This is a genomic window from Streptomyces phaeolivaceus (genome assembly GCF_009184865.1).
GTDB lineage: Bacteria > Actinomycetota > Actinomycetes > Streptomycetales > Streptomycetaceae > Streptomyces > Streptomyces phaeolivaceus.
Genome location: NZ_CP045096.1, coordinates 7,174,546 through 7,190,966 on the forward strand (window position 1 = coordinate 7,174,546; position 16,421 = coordinate 7,190,966).

The 16,421-nt window shown below is 69.4% G+C and carries 15 protein-coding genes; 6 read left to right on the plus strand and 9 right to left on the minus strand.

Annotated elements, in window-relative coordinates; all coding sequences use genetic code 11:
• Positions 1-40: 40 nt before the first annotated feature.
• The 3 genes from F9278_RS33260 to F9278_RS33270 all read right to left on the minus strand — a co-directional run bounded on the left by F9278_RS33260 (position 41) and on the right by F9278_RS33270 (position 3,278).
• Positions 41-250: a YbdD/YjiX family protein gene (locus F9278_RS33260; protein ID WP_152174279.1), complete on the minus strand. Its 210-nt coding sequence runs from the start codon at positions 248-250 to the stop codon at positions 41-43.
• On the minus strand, positions 222-2,369 hold the full coding sequence (locus F9278_RS33265) for a carbon starvation CstA family protein (RefSeq protein ID WP_193241745.1): 2,148 nt from the start codon (positions 2,367-2,369) through the stop codon (positions 222-224). Before F9278_RS33265 ends, F9278_RS33260 begins: the two co-directional genes overlap by 29 nt.
• Before the next feature lie 144 nt (positions 2,370-2,513).
• Positions 2,514-3,278, minus strand: coding sequence for a GntR family transcriptional regulator (locus tag F9278_RS33270; RefSeq protein WP_152171606.1), 765 nt, complete (start codon positions 3,276-3,278; stop codon positions 2,514-2,516).
• A 367-nt stretch (positions 3,279-3,645) separates the two neighbouring features.
• Here F9278_RS33270 and F9278_RS33275 point away from each other — a divergent pair, with 367 nt between their 5' ends.
• The 4 genes from F9278_RS33275 to F9278_RS33290 all read left to right on the plus strand — a co-directional run bounded on the left by F9278_RS33275 (position 3,646) and on the right by F9278_RS33290 (position 8,650).
• On the plus strand, positions 3,646-4,935 hold the full coding sequence (locus F9278_RS33275; RefSeq protein WP_152171607.1) for an extracellular solute-binding protein: 1,290 nt from the start codon (positions 3,646-3,648) through the stop codon (positions 4,933-4,935).
• A 244-nt stretch (positions 4,936-5,179) separates the two neighbouring features.
• Complete coding sequence (locus F9278_RS33280; protein WP_152171608.1) at positions 5,180-6,172, plus strand: carbohydrate ABC transporter permease; 993 nt, start codon at positions 5,180-5,182, stop codon at positions 6,170-6,172.
• Positions 6,169-7,038, plus strand: coding sequence for a carbohydrate ABC transporter permease (locus F9278_RS33285; RefSeq protein WP_152171609.1), 870 nt, complete (start codon positions 6,169-6,171; stop codon positions 7,036-7,038). Before F9278_RS33280 ends, F9278_RS33285 begins: the two co-directional genes overlap by 4 nt.
• A gap of 7 nt (positions 7,039-7,045) precedes the next feature.
• Positions 7,046-8,650, plus strand: a complete 1,605-nt coding sequence (locus F9278_RS33290) for a glycoside hydrolase family 3 protein (protein ID WP_152171610.1) — start codon at positions 7,046-7,048, stop codon at positions 8,648-8,650.
• Between the two features lie 104 nt (positions 8,651-8,754).
• Here F9278_RS33290 and nagB read toward each other — a convergent pair whose 3' ends face one another.
• Complete coding sequence (gene nagB / locus F9278_RS33295) at positions 8,755-9,540, minus strand: glucosamine-6-phosphate deaminase (RefSeq protein WP_152171611.1); 786 nt, start codon at positions 9,538-9,540, stop codon at positions 8,755-8,757.
• Positions 9,541-10,327: 787 nt separating this feature from the next.
• Between nagB and F9278_RS33305 the strand changes: the two genes are divergently transcribed.
• Positions 10,328-11,803 carry a sensor histidine kinase gene (locus F9278_RS33305; protein ID WP_152171612.1) on the plus strand — a complete coding sequence of 492 codons (1,476 nt, stop codon included), beginning with the start codon at positions 10,328-10,330 and terminating at the stop codon, positions 11,801-11,803.
• Positions 11,804-12,006: 203 nt separating this feature from the next.
• Here the strand turns inward: F9278_RS33305 and F9278_RS33310 are convergent, their stop codons facing one another.
• The gene (locus F9278_RS33310) at positions 12,007-12,264 is read right to left on the minus strand and encodes a WhiB family transcriptional regulator (protein ID WP_003992873.1); all 258 of its coding nucleotides are present in this window, start codon (positions 12,262-12,264) and stop codon (positions 12,007-12,009) included.
• A gap of 318 nt (positions 12,265-12,582) precedes the next feature.
• On the minus strand, positions 12,583-13,554 hold the full coding sequence (locus F9278_RS33315; protein WP_152171613.1) for a diacylglycerol/lipid kinase family protein: 972 nt from the start codon (positions 13,552-13,554) through the stop codon (positions 12,583-12,585).
• Between the two features lie 161 nt (positions 13,555-13,715).
• On the opposite strand from F9278_RS33315, the gene F9278_RS33320 reads away from it, so the two are divergent.
• Positions 13,716-14,168, plus strand: a complete 453-nt coding sequence (locus tag F9278_RS33320; RefSeq protein WP_152171614.1) for a hypothetical protein — start codon at positions 13,716-13,718, stop codon at positions 14,166-14,168.
• 63 nt (positions 14,169-14,231) lie between these two features.
• Here the strand turns inward: F9278_RS33320 and F9278_RS33325 are convergent, their stop codons facing one another.
• The 3 genes from F9278_RS33325 to F9278_RS33335 form a co-directional block, all read right to left on the minus strand.
• Positions 14,232-15,389: an RNA polymerase sigma factor SigF gene (locus F9278_RS33325; protein WP_152171615.1), complete on the minus strand. Its 1,158-nt coding sequence runs from the start codon at positions 15,387-15,389 to the stop codon at positions 14,232-14,234.
• Positions 15,386-15,799 carry an ATP-binding protein gene (locus F9278_RS33330; protein WP_037695150.1) on the minus strand — a complete coding sequence of 138 codons (414 nt, stop codon included), beginning with the start codon at positions 15,797-15,799 and terminating at the stop codon, positions 15,386-15,388. The genes F9278_RS33325 and F9278_RS33330 overlap by 4 nt, the downstream gene beginning before the upstream one ends.
• Before the next feature lie 337 nt (positions 15,800-16,136).
• Positions 16,137-16,397: a UBP-type zinc finger domain-containing protein gene (locus F9278_RS33335; protein WP_086758367.1), complete on the minus strand. Its 261-nt coding sequence runs from the start codon at positions 16,395-16,397 to the stop codon at positions 16,137-16,139.
• Between the last annotated feature and the right edge of the window lie 24 nt (positions 16,398-16,421).

A 16,421-nucleotide genomic window follows, 5' to 3' on the forward strand; every position in this document is an offset into this window, starting at 1 on the left:
GTTCAGCGGCGGTGTGTTCAGTGGTGGTGTGTTCGGTGGGTCAGCAGCAGCGGAATCCCTGTCGGGGGTCCCCTTCCTGGCGGTCCGTCCGCCTGCGTTCGAACTCCCGTCGGGTCGGCGCCGGCGCGTCGGGGGCGTGCGTGCGCAGATGTTCCACATAGCGGTCGTACGCGGACTCGTCTGTCAGCTCCCGTACATACCAGCGCACGCCCCTCGCCGCCCTAGCCGCCCTGTCCAGCACCGACCGCATCACGCGCCGTCGCCTCCTCTTCCTTCTCCTGCTGGGTCGGGATCAGCCCGGCCGGGGCGACGATCTTCGACTCCACGTACGGGGCCTCGCTCAGCGTGGACAGCGTGGGGCGGCGTACATGCCGTACGCAGACCCGTGCCGCGTCCGCGATCACCACGATGATCAGCAGGGCGAGGACCGCCGACAGCACGCCGTCGACCGTGGAGTTGGTGACGATGGTGTGCATGTCGTCCATGCTCTTGGCGGGGGCGATGACCTCGCCCCGGTCGATGCCGGCCTGGTAGACGCTCCGTTGCTCGAAGAAGCCGACGCGCGGATCGCTGGAGAACACCTTCTGGTAGCTGGCGGTCAGGGTGACCGTCGCGTCCCAGGCCAGTGGAACGCCCGTGATCCAGGCCCACTTCAGCCGCCCCGACTTCACCAGCAGCGTCGTACAGACCGTCAGCGCGACCGCCGCGAGCAGCTGGTTCGAGATCCCGAAGATCGGGAAGAGCTGGTTGATCCCGCCGAGCGGTTCGTGGACGCCCACCCACAGGAAGTAGCCCCACAGTCCGCACACGATCGCGCTGGTGATGACCAGGCCGGGCTTCCAGCTGATGTTCTTGAAGGGCCGGTAGACGTTGCCGAGGGTGTCCTGGAGCATGAACCGGCCCACGCGGGTGCCGGCGTCGAGGGCGGTGAGGATGAACAGCGCCTCGAACATGATCGCGAAGTGGTACCAGAAGGCGCGCAGTCCGTCCCCGGTGACCTGCGAGAAGATCTCCGAGACACCGACGGCGAGCGTGGGCGCGCCGCCGGTCCTGGACAGCAGCGAGGCCTCCTCGACGTTCTTCGCGGCGGCGGCCAGCTCCTCCGGCGAGATCGAGTAGCCCCAACCGCTCACCACCTGCGAGGCGTTCTGCACGGTGTCGCCGATGACCCCGGCGGGCGCGTTCATCGCGAAGTACAGGCCCGGGTCGATGATCGAGGCGGCGATCAGCGCCATCACGGCCACGGACGACTCCATCAGCATGGAGCCGTAGCCGATCATCCTGACCTGCGTCTCCTTCTGGATCATCTTCGGCGTCGTACCGCTGGATATCAGGGCGTGGAAGCCGGAGAGGGCGCCGCAGGCGATGGTGATGAAGACGAACGGGAAGAGCGAGCCCGCGAAGACCGGGCCGTCGCCGCGCGAGGCGAAGTCGGTCACCGCGGGCATCCTCAGCGTCGGCAGGGTGAGGACGACGCCCAGCGCGAGCAGCACGATCGTGCCGATCTTCATGAAGGTGGAGAGGTAGTCGCGGGGTGCGAGCAGCATCCAGACCGGCAGGATCGAGGCGATGAACCCGTACGCCACCAGCCAGATCACCAGCGTGGAGGGGGCGAGCGTGAAGGTCTCCGCCCAGGAGGACTCCGCGACCCAGCGGCCGGCCACCAGTGCGAGCAGCAGCAGGCCGACGCCTATGAGGGAGACCTCGGCGACGCGTCCCGGCCGCAGAACCCGCAGATAGAAGCCCATCAGCAGGGCGATCGGGACGGTCATCGCGATGGAGAAGGTGCCCCACGGCGACTGCGCCAGGGCGTTGACGACGACCAGCGCCAGCACACCCAGCAGGATGATCATGATGGCGAAGGCCGCGAGCAGCGCGGCGGCCCCGCCGAACGGGCCGATCTCCTCGCGCGCCATCTGCCCGAGCGACCGGCCGTCCCTGCGCGTCGAGAAGAACAGCACCACCATGTCCTGGACCGCGCCCGCGAAGACGACGCCCGCGATGATCCAGATCGTGCCGGGCAGATAGCCCATCTGCGCCGCGAGCACCGGCCCGACGAGCGGTCCCGCGCCCGCGATCGCCGCGAAGTGGTGGCCCAGCAGCACCCGGCGGTCGGTGGGGTGGAAGTCGATGCCGTTGTCGAGCCGTTCGGCCGGCGTGGCCCGGGTCCTGTCGACCTTCAGGACCTTGTACGCGATGAACCTGGCGTAGAAGCGATAGGCGATCGCGTACGAGCCCAGCGCGGCGGCGACCATCCAGGCCGCCGACACGTTCTCGCCCCTGGCCAGCGCGAGTACGGCCCAACCGGTCGCGGCGACCAGGGCGACCAGGGTCCAGACGACGATGGTGCGGACGTTCGCGGTACGCACAGCGGGGCCTCCCGTGTCCATGCGGCGACGCAAGGACCGTAGAACAGGAGCTGCGGTTGCGCTACACCGCGTGCATCACCTGTTACTCGCCTCGGGGGCCTTCGGGGAGGTCGTGGGATCGGCCGTCGGGCGGCCCCAACCGGCTCAGTCCTGGGGCCTCTTGAGTCGCGCCACGAACTTGTACCGGTCGCCCCGGTAGACGGACCGCACCCACTCCACCGGCTGTCCGTCCTTGTCCAGCGAGTGGCGGGAGAGCATCAGCATCGGCAGGCCCACGTCCGTGCCCAGCAGACCGGCCTCGCGCGGGGTGGCCAGCGAGGTCTCGATGGTCTCCTCGGCCTCGGCGAGCCGGACGTCGTACACCTCGGCCAACGCGGTGTAGAGCGAGGTGTACTTGACCAGGGACCTGCGCAGGGCCGGGAAGCGCTTGGCGCTCAGATGCGTCGTCTCGATCGCCATCGGCTCACCGTTGGCCATCCGGAGCCGCTCGATCCGCAGCACGCGCCCGCCGGCGGTGATGTCGAGCTGTCCCGCGAGGGTGTCGTCGGCGGTGATGTAGCCGATGTCCAGCAGCTGGGAGGTGGGTTCGAGGCCCTGGGCGCGCATGTCCTCGGTGTACGAGGTGAGTTGCAGCGCCTGGGAGACCTTCGGCTTGGCGACGAACGTGCCCTTGCCCTGGATGCGCTCCAGCCGTCCCTCGACCACCAGCTCCTGGAGCGCCTGCCGCACGGTCGTGCGCGAGGTGTCGAACTCGGAGGCGAGGGTGCGCTCGGGCGGCACCGGCGTGCCGGGCGGCAGCGTCTCGGTCATGTCGAGCAGGTGCTTCTTCAGGCGGTAGTACTTGGGCACGCGTGCGGTACGGACGGTCGCCCCGTTCTCGTTTTCCGCACTGCTGACGTCGGTGCTCATGCTCCGCCTTCCCGGCTCCTCGTGGCGTGATCCCTCTGTATACCTTCGCAGGCCCCGCTGGTCTAGTCCACGGAGGGGGCTCCGCTGGTCTACTCCACGAAGGTGCAGTGGTCTACCCGAAGAGTGTGGCTCAAGCGCGCGGTTTTCGCTGGCTTATTACATAAAGGTTCTTGCATATGTAGGTCACATAACGGCTGGTGGGAGCCGGTTCGCACCCTCTTGACACGTCGAATGGTCTGAGCCAAGCTCCGCCTACTGGTCTACACCATTGGTCCAGGTCCTGGCCCCATGGGCGGTACATCTGTCACCGCGGGGAGCAGGGGGGTTTGTGGCATCCCTGAGCAATGGCATCCCTGAGGAGGGTGGCGTGAAGAGGAAGCTGACGATCGCGGTCTGTATCGCGGGCATGATGGTCTCCGTCGCGGCGTGTGGGGGCGGTGGTGGGAGCGGACGTGAAAGCTCCGACACGGGGGCGGACACCAAGGAGCTGACGGTCTGGCTCACGGTCGACGCGCAGAACAACTGGCCGGAGCTGGTCAAGGCCGCCGACGAGGCGATCGAGAAGAAGCACCCCGGCATCACCATCACGCACGAGTACTACGGCTGGCCCGACAAGAACGCCAAGCTCGACGCCGTCCTCGCCACCGACAAGGCCCCCGACGTGGTCGAGATGGGCAACACGGAGATGCTCGCCTACATGGTGAAGGGCGCCTTCGCCCCCCTCGACGCGGCGAAGTTCGACAACTCCGATGCCTGGCTGGACGGCCTCAAGGCCTCCGTCACCTACGAGGGCAAGGCCTACGGCGTCCCGTACTACGCCGGTGGCCGCGTCGCCAACTGGCGCAAGGACGTCTTCGCCGACGCGGGCGTCAAGTCCACGCCGAAGACCTACGACGAGCTGACCGCCGCCCTCGACAAGGTCCAGAAGAAGCAGGGCGACAAGTTCAGCGCCTGGTACCAGCCCACCCGTGACTGGTACGCGGCCATGTCCTTCGTCTACGACGCCGGCGGCTCCATAGCCGTCGAGTCCGGCGGCAAGTGGAAGGCCAACCTCTCCTCGCCCGAGTCCATCGAGGGGCTGAACGAGTTCAAGAACGTCGTCGACAAGTACATGCACGGCGACAAGACCAAGGACGAGTCCGACCGCTACATCGTCTACGGCCAGGGCAAGTCCGGCATGATCTTCGCCCCCGCCTGGGAGGGCGCGACCGCCGCGGCCAAGGAGAACGACAAGACCGGCAAGCTCGCCGGCAACGTCGAGAACTTCGTGCTCCCCGGCCCGTCCGGCAAGAACATGCCCGTCTTCCTCGGCGGCTCCGACCTCGCCGTCCCGGTGAAGTCCGACGCGCAGACCGTCGCCGCCGAGTGGATCAACGCCTTCACCGGGCCCTCGGGCCAGAAGGGTCTGATCGCGAAGGGCAACCTGCCCAACAACAAGACCGACCTCGCCACCCTGAAGGACGACCCGGCGACCGCGGTTCCGGCCACGGCGGCCGAGTCCAACTGGTTCGTGCCGATGGCACCGGGCTGGGGCCGGGTCGAGAAGGCGCAGATCCTCCAGACGATGCTGCAGTCCATCGGCACCGGCAAGCAGTCGGTCGAGGAGGCCGCGAAGACGGCGGACGCCGAGATCGACAAGGTCATCAACAACGAGTGACGGTGACCCGCGGGTCGGGCCCGGCCGTGGTGGCCGGGCCCGACCGGGGTCCCGTCGTGGTCGGCCGGTGGGGGACACCGGTGCGGCCGGTCGATGACATCGGTTCGGCCGGTGGGTGATCTACGAAAGTGCCGCGATGGGTGTCGGGTTCGGTGCCGGTGCGTCGTGGCTGGTCGCGCAGTTCCCCGCGCCCCTTCGGGGCGCGCTGCTGCCGGCCCCTCCTTCAGTTGCTTAGGAGCGCGCGATGAGTGCCGCAGAGACGACAGCCCCGGTGAAGGTGCCGCCCGCGCGGTCGGCGCCGCCGCCGACTCCGCCGGTGGTTACCGGGGGTTCGACCAAACGTTTGGCAGGTGCGACAGCCGTCCCCTGGGCGCTCCTGGCCCCTTGCCTCCTCATCCTCGCCGTCGTCCTCGGCTATCCGCTGGTCCGTCTCGTCACGCTCTCCTTCCAGGAGTTCGGGCAGTCCCAGCTGTGGGGGTTCAAGCCCGCCGGGTCGGTCGGCTTCGCCAACTTCGCCGCGGTGCTGGGGGACAGCGAGTTCTGGACGGTCGTCGTCCGGACCATCGTCTTCGCCGCCTCCTGCGTCGTCTTCACCATGGTCATCGGCATGGCGATCGCCCTGCTGCTCCAGAAGGTCTCCGGCTGGGTGAAGACGCTCGTCAACATCGCGCTCGTGGCGAGCTGGGGCATGCCGATCATCGTGGCCACCACCGTCTTCAAGTGGCTCTTCGACTCCGACTACGGCATCTTCAACGCGCTTCTCAGCAAGCTCCCCGGCGTCGACATGATCGGCCACAACTGGTTCGCCAGCGGCCCCGAGGGCCTGGCCGTCATCACACTCCTCGTGGTGTGGGGCGCGGTGCCGTTCGTCGTCATCACCCTCAGCGCCGGACTCACCCAGGTCCCCAAGGAGTTGGAGGAGGCCGCCCGCCTCGACGGCGCGGGCGCGTGGGGGGTGTTCCGTTACGTCACCCTCCCCATCCTCAAGCCGATCATCGTGATGCTCACGACCCTCTCCGTCATCTGGGACATGGGCGTCTTCCCGCAGGTCTTCGTGATGCGCAACGGACACCCGGAGGCCGAGTTCCAGCTGCTCACCACCTACTCGTACGACAAGGCGTTCGTGGTCAACGACTACGCGCAGGGCTCGGCGATCGCCCTGCTCACCGTGCTGTTGCTGCTCGGCGTGATCGGCGTCTACATGCGCCAGATGCTGAAGATCGGAGAGGTCGAATGAGTACCGCCACTGTCTCCGGCCCCCGGAACACGACCGGCCGCTCCGGTCCCCGGAAGTCCAAGCTCGGCTGGAACCTCCTCGGCCTGTTCGTCTTCGTCACCGCCGGCTTCCCCGTCTACTGGATGCTGAACACGGCGTTCAAACCGGCGAAGGACGCCATCGACCCGGACCCCAGCCTGCTGCCGACGTCGATCACCTTCTCCAACTTCAGCCGGGCGCTGAACATCGCCGACTTCTGGGGCCCGGTCGGCCGCAGCCTCATCGTGTCCCTGACCGTGGTCGTGATCGGCATCGTCGTCGGCATGCTGGCCGCGCTCGCCATCTCCCGCTTCGCCTTCCGCGGCCGCAAGGTGGTCATCGTCGGCATCCTGGCGGTGCAGATGGTCCCACTGGTCGCGATGATCATCCCGGTCTTCCTGCTGCTGAACGACCTCGGCCAGTACGACCGCCTCAGCGGCCTGGTCCTCACCTATCTGACGTTCATCCTCCCGTTCACGGTGTGGACCCTGCGCGGCTTCATCGTCAACATCCCGCGCGAACTGGAGGAGGCGGCCATGGTCGACGGCTGCTCCCGCACCACCGCCTTCATCCGCGTGGTCTTCCCGCTGCTCGCGCCGGGCATGGTGGCGACCTCGGTCTACGGCTTCATCCAGGCGTGGAACGAGTACCTGTACGCCCTGATGCTGATGAGCCAGCAGAACCAGACCGCGACCGTCTGGCTCGGCAACTTCACCACCAAGCACGGCACCGAATACGCCCCGATGATGGCCGGCTCCACCCTGATGGCCGTGCCGATCGTCGTTCTCTTCCTCCTCGTCCAGCGCAAGATGGCCGCGGGTCTCACCGCGGGCGCCGTGAAGGGATGACCCCCCGATGACGACATTCGCCACCGGCTCGCCCGGTTCCCCTTCCCCTTCCGGTTCCGGACAGGACGGCCTCGCGCGGGACGCGCTGACGGTCCTGCAGCCCGGCTTCACCGGCACCACCGCCCCCGACTGGCTGCTGCGCCGCCTCGGCGAGGGCCTCGCCTCCGTCGGCCTCTTCGGCCGCAACATCACCTCGCCCGAACAACTGGCCGCCCTCACCGCACAGTTGCGGGCCGAGCACGAGGACGTCCTGGTCGCGATCGACGAGGAGGGCGGCGACGTCACCCGCCTGGAGGTCCGCACCGGCTCCTCCTTCCCGGGCAACCACGCCCTGGGCGCGGTCGACGACGTGGACCTGACCAGGGAGGTCGCCTTCGCCCTGGGCCGCCGCCTCGCCGAGTGCGGCGTCAACTTCAACTGGGCCCCGTCGGCGGACGTCAACGCCAACCCGTCCAACCCCGTCATCGGGGTCCGCTCCTTCGGCGCCGACCCCGGCCTGGTCGCCCGCCACACGGCCGCCTATGTCACCGGCCTCCAGGCCGCGGGCGTCGCCGCCTGCACCAAGCACTTCCCGGGCCACGGCGACACCGCCGTCGACTCCCATCTCTCCCTGCCCCGTATCGACGCGGACCGCGCGCTCGTGGACTCCCGGGACCTGGCCCCCTTCCGGGCCGCCATCGCCGCCGGTTCGCACGCGATGATGAGCGCCCACATCCTGGTCCCGGCCCTGGACCCCGACCTTCCGGCAACGTTGTCCCGGGGCATCCTCACCGACCTCCTCCGCGGCGAACTCGGCTACGACGGCCTCATCGTCACCGACGGCATGGAGATGCGGGCCATCGCGGGCACCTACGGCATCGAACACGGCAGCGTCCTCGCGCTCGCCGCCGGTGCCGACGCCATCTGTGTCGGCGGCGGTCTCGCCGACGAGGAGACCGTCCTCCGTCTCCGCGACGCCCTCGTCACGGCCGTCCGCACCGGCGACCTCCCGGAGGAACGCCTGACGGACGCGGCGAACCGGGTCCGGGCACTGGCGAAGTGGACGCGATCGGCGGCCGGGGGAGCGGTCGACGGCGCCGGGACGCGCCACGAGGCCCCCGGGGAGACCGGAGGCACCGATGGCACCGATGGCACCGGCGGCGCCGATGGCGCCGATGGCACCGGCGGGGGCATAGGCCTGGTGGCCGCCCGCCGCGCCCTCACCACGACCTTCGCGGGACCCTACGACCCGCCCGCCCAGCCCCTCTACGTCGCGGCCTTCACCCCGGTGGCGAACATCGCCGTGGGCGACGAGACCCCCTGGGGCGTCGGCGCGGAACTGGCCCGTCTCCTCCCGGGCACCGAGACGGGCACCTTCGCCGGCGACAGCGCCGGTGCCTCCGCCCTGGCGGTCGCCGGCAGCCGCCGTATCGTCGCCGTCGTCCGTGACGAACACCGCCACCCCTGGATGACCACGGCCCTCGACACCCTCCTCGCCACCCGCCCCGACACGATCGTCGTGGAGATGGGCATCCCCCAGTCCCCGCCCCGAGGCCCCCTGCACATCGCGACCCACGGCGCGGCGAGGGTCTGCGGCAGGGCGGCGGCGGAGGTCATCGCGGGGGTGCGGTAGCACCACAGCACCGGCGTCCTGCACGCGCAGGCGCCACGGCCCGTCTCACCGGGCCGTGGCGCCTGTCTTCTGTCGTCTGTCGCCTGTGCGCGGCTCAGGCCGCCCTAGATCCCCTGCCAGTCGGGCTTGTTGCTGAACGTGTGCCGGAAATAGTCCGCCAGCTTCAGCTTCGACGCGGCGCCCTCGTCCACCACGACCGTCGCATGGGGGTGGAGCTGCAGCGCCGACGCGGGGCACACCGCCGCCACCGGCCCCTCCACGGTCGCCGCGACGGCGTCCGCCTTGCCCTCGCCCGTGGCCAGCAGCACCAGGTGCCGGGCCTCCAGGATCGTGCCGATGCCCTGGGTGATGACGTGGTGTGGCACCTGCTCGATGTCACCGTCGAAGAACCGCGCGTTGTCGATCCGGGTCTGCTCGGTCAGCGTCTTGATCCGCGTCCGGGAGGCGAGCGACGAGCACGGCTCGTTGAATCCGATGTGCCCGTCGGTCCCTATGCCGAGCAGTTGCAGATCCACACCCCCCGCCTCGGTCAGCGCCCTGTCGTAAGCCTCGCAGGCCCCCGCCACGTCCTCGGCGGTCCCGTCGGGCCCCATGAACGCGTCCAGGCCGAGCCCCAACGGCTCCAGCACCTCGCGCCGCAGCACCGAGCGGTACGACTCGGGGTGCTCGGCGGGCAGGCCCACGTACTCGTCGAGCTGGGCGACCCGGGCCCGCGAGGCGTCCACGGCACCGGACCGCACCTGCCGCGCCAGGGCCGTGTAGATGGGCAGCGGGGTCGACCCCGTGGCCACCCCGAGCAGCGCCTCGGGCTTGCGCCGGAACAACTCGGCCATCGCCTCGGCTATGAGCGCGCCACCCGCCTCGGCATCCGGAACGATGACAACTTCCACGCTGTGCCTGCCGATCTGGAAAGTAAGGACTCAAGAAGACTCGACCGGAACTCGCTGGGTCAAGCACTTCCCATGTGGTGTAGACCAATCTAACAGGGGTGACCCGTCCATCACAGGGCCGATTTCGGGACGGGGGCCGGGACAGCGGCCGGGCCCTCGCCGAGGAGCCCACCGCTCGCCGCGCCGTCGCACGCACGCTGCGGGAGGCCGCCGCGTGCCTGCGCGAGCGACGCAACGCCAAGCCCCTGACGCGCTACGCGCCGGCCGCTGGACCGGCTGCGCGACCGGCCCCGCGGCCGGCCGCGGCATTCCGGCGCGCCCCCGGGCCGAAGCGGGCTACCCTGCCTGTGAGCGGTCGGCGGATGCCGGACAAGGGAACAACAACAAACATCCGCCAACGCATGGACACGCGCAGTGGTCTAGTCAACAATGCGTGGTAGGGCATCTGATCGATCAGCGGTCCCGACCGCGGACGATCGCATATGCGCGACAACAGAGCCTCCGTCTTCCCCGCACAGGAAGGCGGACCGAGGACCCGGCGCTCTCTGCCCTGACTGCTCCGGATCCTCATCCTTCGGCCGAATGGGACCGCACACCCCACGGCCGATGTTGCTCCGGGCTGCGGTGCCGGGAGGGCTGAGGGTCCCTCTCAGGCGCCGCGGCCCGCGGGTGTTTCCGGGCCGGGTGGACCGGTCCCGGGCCCCGCCCCAGCCGCTTCCGGCACCCTTACCGGCCATGCCGACCACTGTTTCCGGTCAACTTCGTACCGCCAGGTACGCTCGCACATGTGCCCTCCATGAACGAACTCGTCCGCCAGCACACCGCTCTCAGCGACTCCGACCTGGAGTGGTTGCATCTGCTGGTGTCGGAGTGGCAGTTGCTGTCCGACCTCTCCTTCGCCGATCTGGTCCTGTGGGTCCCCACCCGGGACGGCACCCGCTATGTCTCCGTGGCCCAGATGCGCCCCAACACCGGCCCCACCTCGTACCAGGACGACATGGTCGGCCATCTGGTCCCGCGCGGCCGGCGCCCCCTGCTGGACGCCGCGCACGACGAGGGCCGCATCGTCCGCGAGGGCGACCCGGAGTGGCGCGAGGAGGTCCCCGTACGGGTCGAGTCCATCCCCGTGCGCAGGGAGGGGCGCGTCCTCGGGGTCATCGCGCGCAACACCAATCTGCTGACCGTGCGCACCCCGAGCCGGCTGGAGCTGACCTATCTCCAGAGCGCGTCCGACCTGGCCCAGATGATCGCCGCGGGCGCCTTCCCGTTCCCCGACCAGCAGGTCGACATGGACGCCTCACCACGCGTCGGAGACGGGCTGATCAGGCTCGACGCCGACGGCATCGTCCAGTACGCCTCCCCGAACGCCCTCTCCGCGTACCACCGCCTGGGTCTCGCCGCCGACCTCGTGGGCTGCCATCTCGGCCGTACTACCGCCGAACTCGCCCCCTCCCGGGGCCCGGTGGACGAGGCGCTGGCCAAGGTGGCGAGCGGGTGGGCGCCGCGCGAGTTCGAGATCGAGTCCGTCGACGGGGTGATCCAGTTCCGCGCGATCCCGCTCAAGCCCAAGGGCCCGCGCATCGGTTCGCTGGTCCTGCTGCGGGACGTGACGGAACTGCGGCGCCGCGAACGCGAGTTGATCACCAAGGACGCCACCATCCGGGAGATCCACCACCGGGTGAAGAACAACCTCCAGACCGTCGCCGCGCTGTTGCGCCTCCAGGCCCGGCGCATCGAGTCCGAGCGCGGCCGTGAGGCCCTCGAAGAGGCCGTACGACGGGTCGGGTCGATCGCGATCGTGCATGAGACGCTGTCCCAGAACCTGGACGAGCGGGTGGAGTTCGACGAGATCGCCGACCGGGTGCTCGCGATGGTCGCCGAGATCTCACCGGGCAAGGTCGTCGGCCGGCGCACCGGACGGTTCGGCATCCTGGACGCGGAGGTCGCCACCCCGCTCTCCATGGTGCTCACCGAGATCCTGCAGAACGCCCTCGAACACGGGTTCCGTGAAGGCGACACCGGCACCGTCGAGGTCTCGGCGGTGCGCGGCGGCACCACCAAGGAGACCCGTCTCCTCGTCACCGTCCAGGACGACGGCGTCGGTCTCCCCGAGAGCTTCGACCCGCATCGCTCGGGCAACCTCGGCCTGCAGATCGTACGGACGCTGGTGGAGGGGGAGTTGGGCGGAACCTTCGACATGGTCCCGGCTCCCGAGCGGGGCACCCGGGTCATCCTGGACCTCCCGGTGCGCGCCCAGAAGTAGGCGCGCGTACGGCGGTCGTACCCCTCGCGGGCCCACGGTCGGCGTACCGGAAACAGCACCGAGCCCCGGACCAAGATCTGGTCCGGGGCTCGGGCTCGTGGCTGATTAAGCGCACCGGGGGCACTGCGCGCTGCGGCTCGGGGGCGGGAGAAGCGCACTCGCTGTGCGCGCCGCCAAGCTCAGGCTGTTGCTGGGATGGGATGTCAGGCGGATGCCTGACGGGCCCTGTTGCGGGCGGCGCGGCGCTTCATGGCGCGGCGCTCGTCCTCGCTGAGACCACCCCAGACGCCGGAGTCCTGGCCGGACTCAAGCGCCCACTGCAGACACTGCTCGATAACCGGGCAGCGACGGCAGACAGCCTTGGCTTCCTCGATCTGCAGCAGCGCAGGACCGGTGTTGCCGATGGGGAAGAAGAGCTCGGGGTCTTCCTCGCGGCAAACGGCGTTGTGACGCCAGTCCATGGCTGCTACCTCTCCTTGGTATTACATGCACGTTGCTTGTGAATGTGAACGCTTTCACGAATCCCTCAACAAGTGAAGGGCCGATCACCAGACGGACTGGTGTGGTCCTGTGGATTGAGGAGGGGTTCTGGCGCTCTCGTGAGCCGGTGTTGCGGGCTGTCCCGAGCGCCACGTAGAGACTCGCAAACCTCAGCGGCGGATACAACCCCTACCGGAAAGTTTTTTTTGATTCCTCGGTGTCGACTGTGTCACAGCCGTACTTCCATGGGGTGGATGCTGGCCTAAACGTTCGAGTGGAAGGACTTTTGCCCGTTCCGCTCACACAATCACACGCAGTGCACGGCGTACGCCTGTGAACGTCACGCTCGTTCGCAGCCCGAGGTGGTCGCCGTCCATCTGGAGGGGCAGGGGGACCTTCGAATGCAAGGTGAAGTCGGTCAGATCGTGCAGGGTGGTGGCGTGCTTGCCCTGGGGTCCGCGCTCGGGGGACGAAGTGAGCAACTGTGTGCCATATCGGGCGAGTGCGGGCGTCGACATGCGGCTGAGGCCGAGTACGTCGAGGCCTTTATCGAACGAGGCCTTAGGCGACGCGTACACCGGGCGATTGCCCAGAAACGTCCACGGGGACGTGTTGCAGACTATGGACAGCACAAGATCGGAAATCGGATCCTGGCCTGCCTGTTCCAAAGTGATCGTGCCGAGTCTGCGATGGGGCTCTTCCAGGAACTGCCGAAATGCCTGACGCAGGTAAAGAGCGTGTGTGGATTTCCGTCCGCGTTCCCGCTGTTGCTCGACCCGGCCGATCACACCCGCGTCGAATCCGAGGCCGGCGCAGAACGTGAACCAGCGGGACGGCACCGCCTCGTCCTCCGTGCCCGGGGTGCCCGAGGCCATCCCCAGGCCGACCGTGCGCTCCCGGCTCTCGCGCAGGGCGTCGAGCAGGGCGCCGGTCGCCTCCACGGCGTCGTTGGGCAGCCCCAGGGCGCGGGCGAAGACATTGGTGGAGCCGCCGGGGACCACGGCGAGACGGGGGAGGCGGTCGGGGTCCGGGCCGTGGTGTAGCAGGCCGTTGACGACCTCGTTGACCGTGCCGTCGCCGCCGAGCGCGACGACCAGTTCTATGTCGCCCTTGCCGTCCGCGGCCTGCCGGGCGAGGTCCCGCGCGTGGCCTCTGTACTCGGTGGTGACGGCCTCCAGCTTCATCTCGCTGGCGAGGGCGTGGATCAGCACATCGCGCGTCCGTGCGCTTGTGGTGGTTGCCGCCGGATTGACCACGAGAAGTGCACGCATGGGTTGCAGGGTACCTACTGGGTGGTACCCGGCCCATACCGAGGTGCGGATCAAGGGGGAGATCGGGTAGTGACGATGAGCACGTGGGGGCGCGCGAGCGCGGCGTACGGGCCGGGCACCGGGGCCGGGGCGCGCGCCGGGGCGACGGCTACCCTTCTGGGGTGAGCCCAGAGCAGACCCCGACCCCGGACACCTCCGACGCCGAAGCCCGCCCCGGGCGGCTGACCGCCGCGGCGGCGCTGGCCGCGCTGGAGGGGGTGGCCCTGCTGGTGGGCGGCGGGGCCATGCTGCTCCTCGGCCTCAACGGCGACTCGGACGACCTGACCACCGGTGTCACGGGAGGCCTCACCCTCGTCGCACTGGCCCTGCTGCCGCTGATCGCCGCGCGCGGGCTGCTGCTGCGGCGGAGCTGGAGCCGGGGGCCCGCCGTCATCACCCAGATCATGGCGCTGCCGGTGGCCTACAACCTGCTGCGCGCCGACAGCGTGGCGATCCCGGCGGGCATCGTGCTGGCGCTGGTCGCCGTGGTGGCGCTGGTCCTGCTGATCAATCCCGCGACGACCCGGGCCCTCGGGATCCAGGGGCCGGGCCGGGCGGAGGGGACGAAGGGGTAAGGGGTGGAGGAAGGGGCGGCCGGGGCGGTCGCGCGGGAGCGCGAACCCCTCACCACCCCTCGGCTACTCCTCCACGAGCAGCTTCTCCCGAAGCTGCGCCAACGTCCTCGCCAGCAGCCGGGAGACGTGCATCTGGGAGATGCCGACCTCCTGGGCGATCTGCGACTGGGTCATGTTGCCGAAGAAGCGCAGCAGCAGGATCCGCTTCTCGCGGGGCGGCAGATCCTCCAGCAGCGGCTTGAGGGACTCCCGGTACTCGACGCCCTCCAGCGCCTCGTCCTCGGCGCCGAGGGTGTCCGCGACCGCCGGGGACTCGTCGTCGGTGTCGGGGACGTCCAGGGACAGCGTGGAGTAGGCGTTGGCCGACTCCAGGCCCTCCAGGACCTCCTCCTCCGAGATGGCCAGCTTCTCGGCCAGCTCGTGCACCGTCGGGGAGCGGCCGTGCTGCTGGGACAGCTCGGCCGTGGCCGTGGTCAGCGCGAGGCGCAGCTCCTGCAGCCTGCGCGGCACCCGCACCGCCCAGCCCTTGTCGCGGAAGTGCCGCTTGATCTCGCCGACGACCGTCGGGGTCGCGTACGTGGAGAACTCCACGCCGCGGTCCGGGTCGAAGCGGTCCACCGACTTGATCAGCCCGATGGTGGCGACCTGGGTGAGGTCGTCCAGCGGCTCACCGCGGTTGCGGAAGCGGCGTGCGAGGTGTTCCACGAGCGGCAGATGCATCCGGACCAGCCGGTTGCGCAGCTCCGCGTACTCCGCGCTTCCGTCCGGCAGGGCGCGCAGTTCCACGAACAGGGCTCGCGCCCCGCTGCGGTCCTGAGGGTTGTGCCGAGTGCTTCGCGCGCTCTGCGCGCTCTGCGCGCCCGCCTCGTCGTGTCGCTCGTGCTCGCTCATAGTCCCGCCCGCCGTCACCGTTCCCCCAGCTCTCGACTGTGCGGGGGAGGCCCCAGTCCGCTCTCGTGAGGACGTGGTGCTCCGGAGGACGTCCTCCGGGTCCCGTCGCCCGTCGGAGGGCGCCTCGGGCGCCTCGCCGTCGGCCGGCGCCGTCCACCGAGACATCCCGGCCGCCGAGGACTCGTCCTCCGGGTGCGGCCGGGCCTGCTCGGGGATGCCGTCGACGCCGTCCGCGAGATGCGCCGGCCCGCTCGGACCGTCGTCGTCCTCCGCGGGAAGTCCCCGTGTGCCGCGCTCTTCGTCCCGCACCGGCCCGTCCCCGTTCCTCACGCCGGCCCGGGTCCCGCGCCGCGCTGTTTGTAGAGGCTGATCGAAACGGTTTTGTCGTCGGCCACCGCGGAGGAGACCTTGCCCGCCAGGGCCGACAGCACGGTCCACGCGAAGGTGTCACGCGCGGGGGCGTGGCCGTCCGTGGTGGGGGCCGAGACGGTGACCTCCAGCGAATCGTCGACCAGACGGAAGACACAGCTGAGCACCGAGCCGGGCACGGCCTGCTGCAGCAGGATCGCGCAGGCCTCGTCGACCGCGATGCGCAGGTCCTCGATCTCGTCGAGGGTGAAGTCCAAACGGGCCGCGAGGCCGGCCGTCGCCGTACGCAGCACCGACAGGTAGGCACCCGCGGCCGGCAGCCGGACTTCCACGAAGTCCTGGGTCCCGGGCTCGCCTGCGATCTGGGACACCCTCACCTCCAAGGTGGTACAAGCTCTTTCGGGGGCCCAGGGGTCGCCCCCCGGGGTAACGCGCTACGTGGTTCAGCGGTGACGCTATCGCGCTACCGAGCGCCGTGTCCTCGGGGTCCTGAGGACCCCACCCCATGCTGTCACTCATAGTAAGCCTATGAATACGCTCGGTGGCTAGAGGTTTGCGGGCCTCAAATAGGAAGAGCGCGCGCCGGATTGACGTACCCAGACGCCGGACCGCCGAACCTTGTCACACGAGTACCTCGACGTGTCACGGGGTGACATGGTTCCGTCGTACGACGTCTCGGCCTCGGGCGTCATACGCATACAAGGTCCGTCATACGAGTACATGGTCCACGAAGCACCAGCGCCAGGTCTCGCCCGCTTCGAACGTGCGCATGATGGGATGGCCGCTCTCCTTGTGGTGCTCGGTCGCGTGCCGCATCGGCGAGGAGTCGCAGCAGCCCACGTGGCCGCACTCCAGGCACATCCGCAACTGCACCGGGTGGCTCCCCGCGGCCAGGCACTCCGGGCAGGTGTCGGTCAGCGGATCGGGCGCGGGGTGCGGCAGCGCGTCCGCGTGCGTGCACTGTTTCATGATTGCCAGGTTACGACGGGTGCG

Coding starts and splice junctions, on each gene's coding strand:
- F9278_RS33270 (WP_152171606.1), bottom strand. CDS start 3,278: ATGAGCACCGACGTCAGCAGTGCGGAAAACGAGAACGGGGCGACCGTC.
- F9278_RS33290 (WP_152171610.1), top strand. CDS start 7,046: ATGACGACATTCGCCACCGGCTCGCCCGGTTCCCCTTCCCCTTCCGGT.
- F9278_RS33315 (WP_152171613.1), bottom strand. CDS start 13,554: ATGCGTGCACTTCTCGTGGTCAATCCGGCGGCAACCACCACAAGCGCA.
- F9278_RS33260 (WP_152174279.1), bottom strand. CDS start 250: ATGCGGTCGGTGCTGGACAGGGCGGCTAGGGCGGCGAGGGGCGTGCGC.
- F9278_RS33280 (WP_152171608.1), top strand. CDS start 5,180: ATGAGTGCCGCAGAGACGACAGCCCCGGTGAAGGTGCCGCCCGCGCGG.
- F9278_RS33285 (WP_152171609.1), top strand. CDS start 6,169: ATGAGTACCGCCACTGTCTCCGGCCCCCGGAACACGACCGGCCGCTCC.
- F9278_RS33310 (WP_003992873.1), bottom strand. CDS start 12,264: ATGGACTGGCGTCACAACGCCGTTTGCCGCGAGGAAGACCCCGAGCTC.
- F9278_RS33335 (WP_086758367.1), bottom strand. CDS start 16,397: ATGAAACAGTGCACGCACGCGGACGCGCTGCCGCACCCCGCGCCCGAT.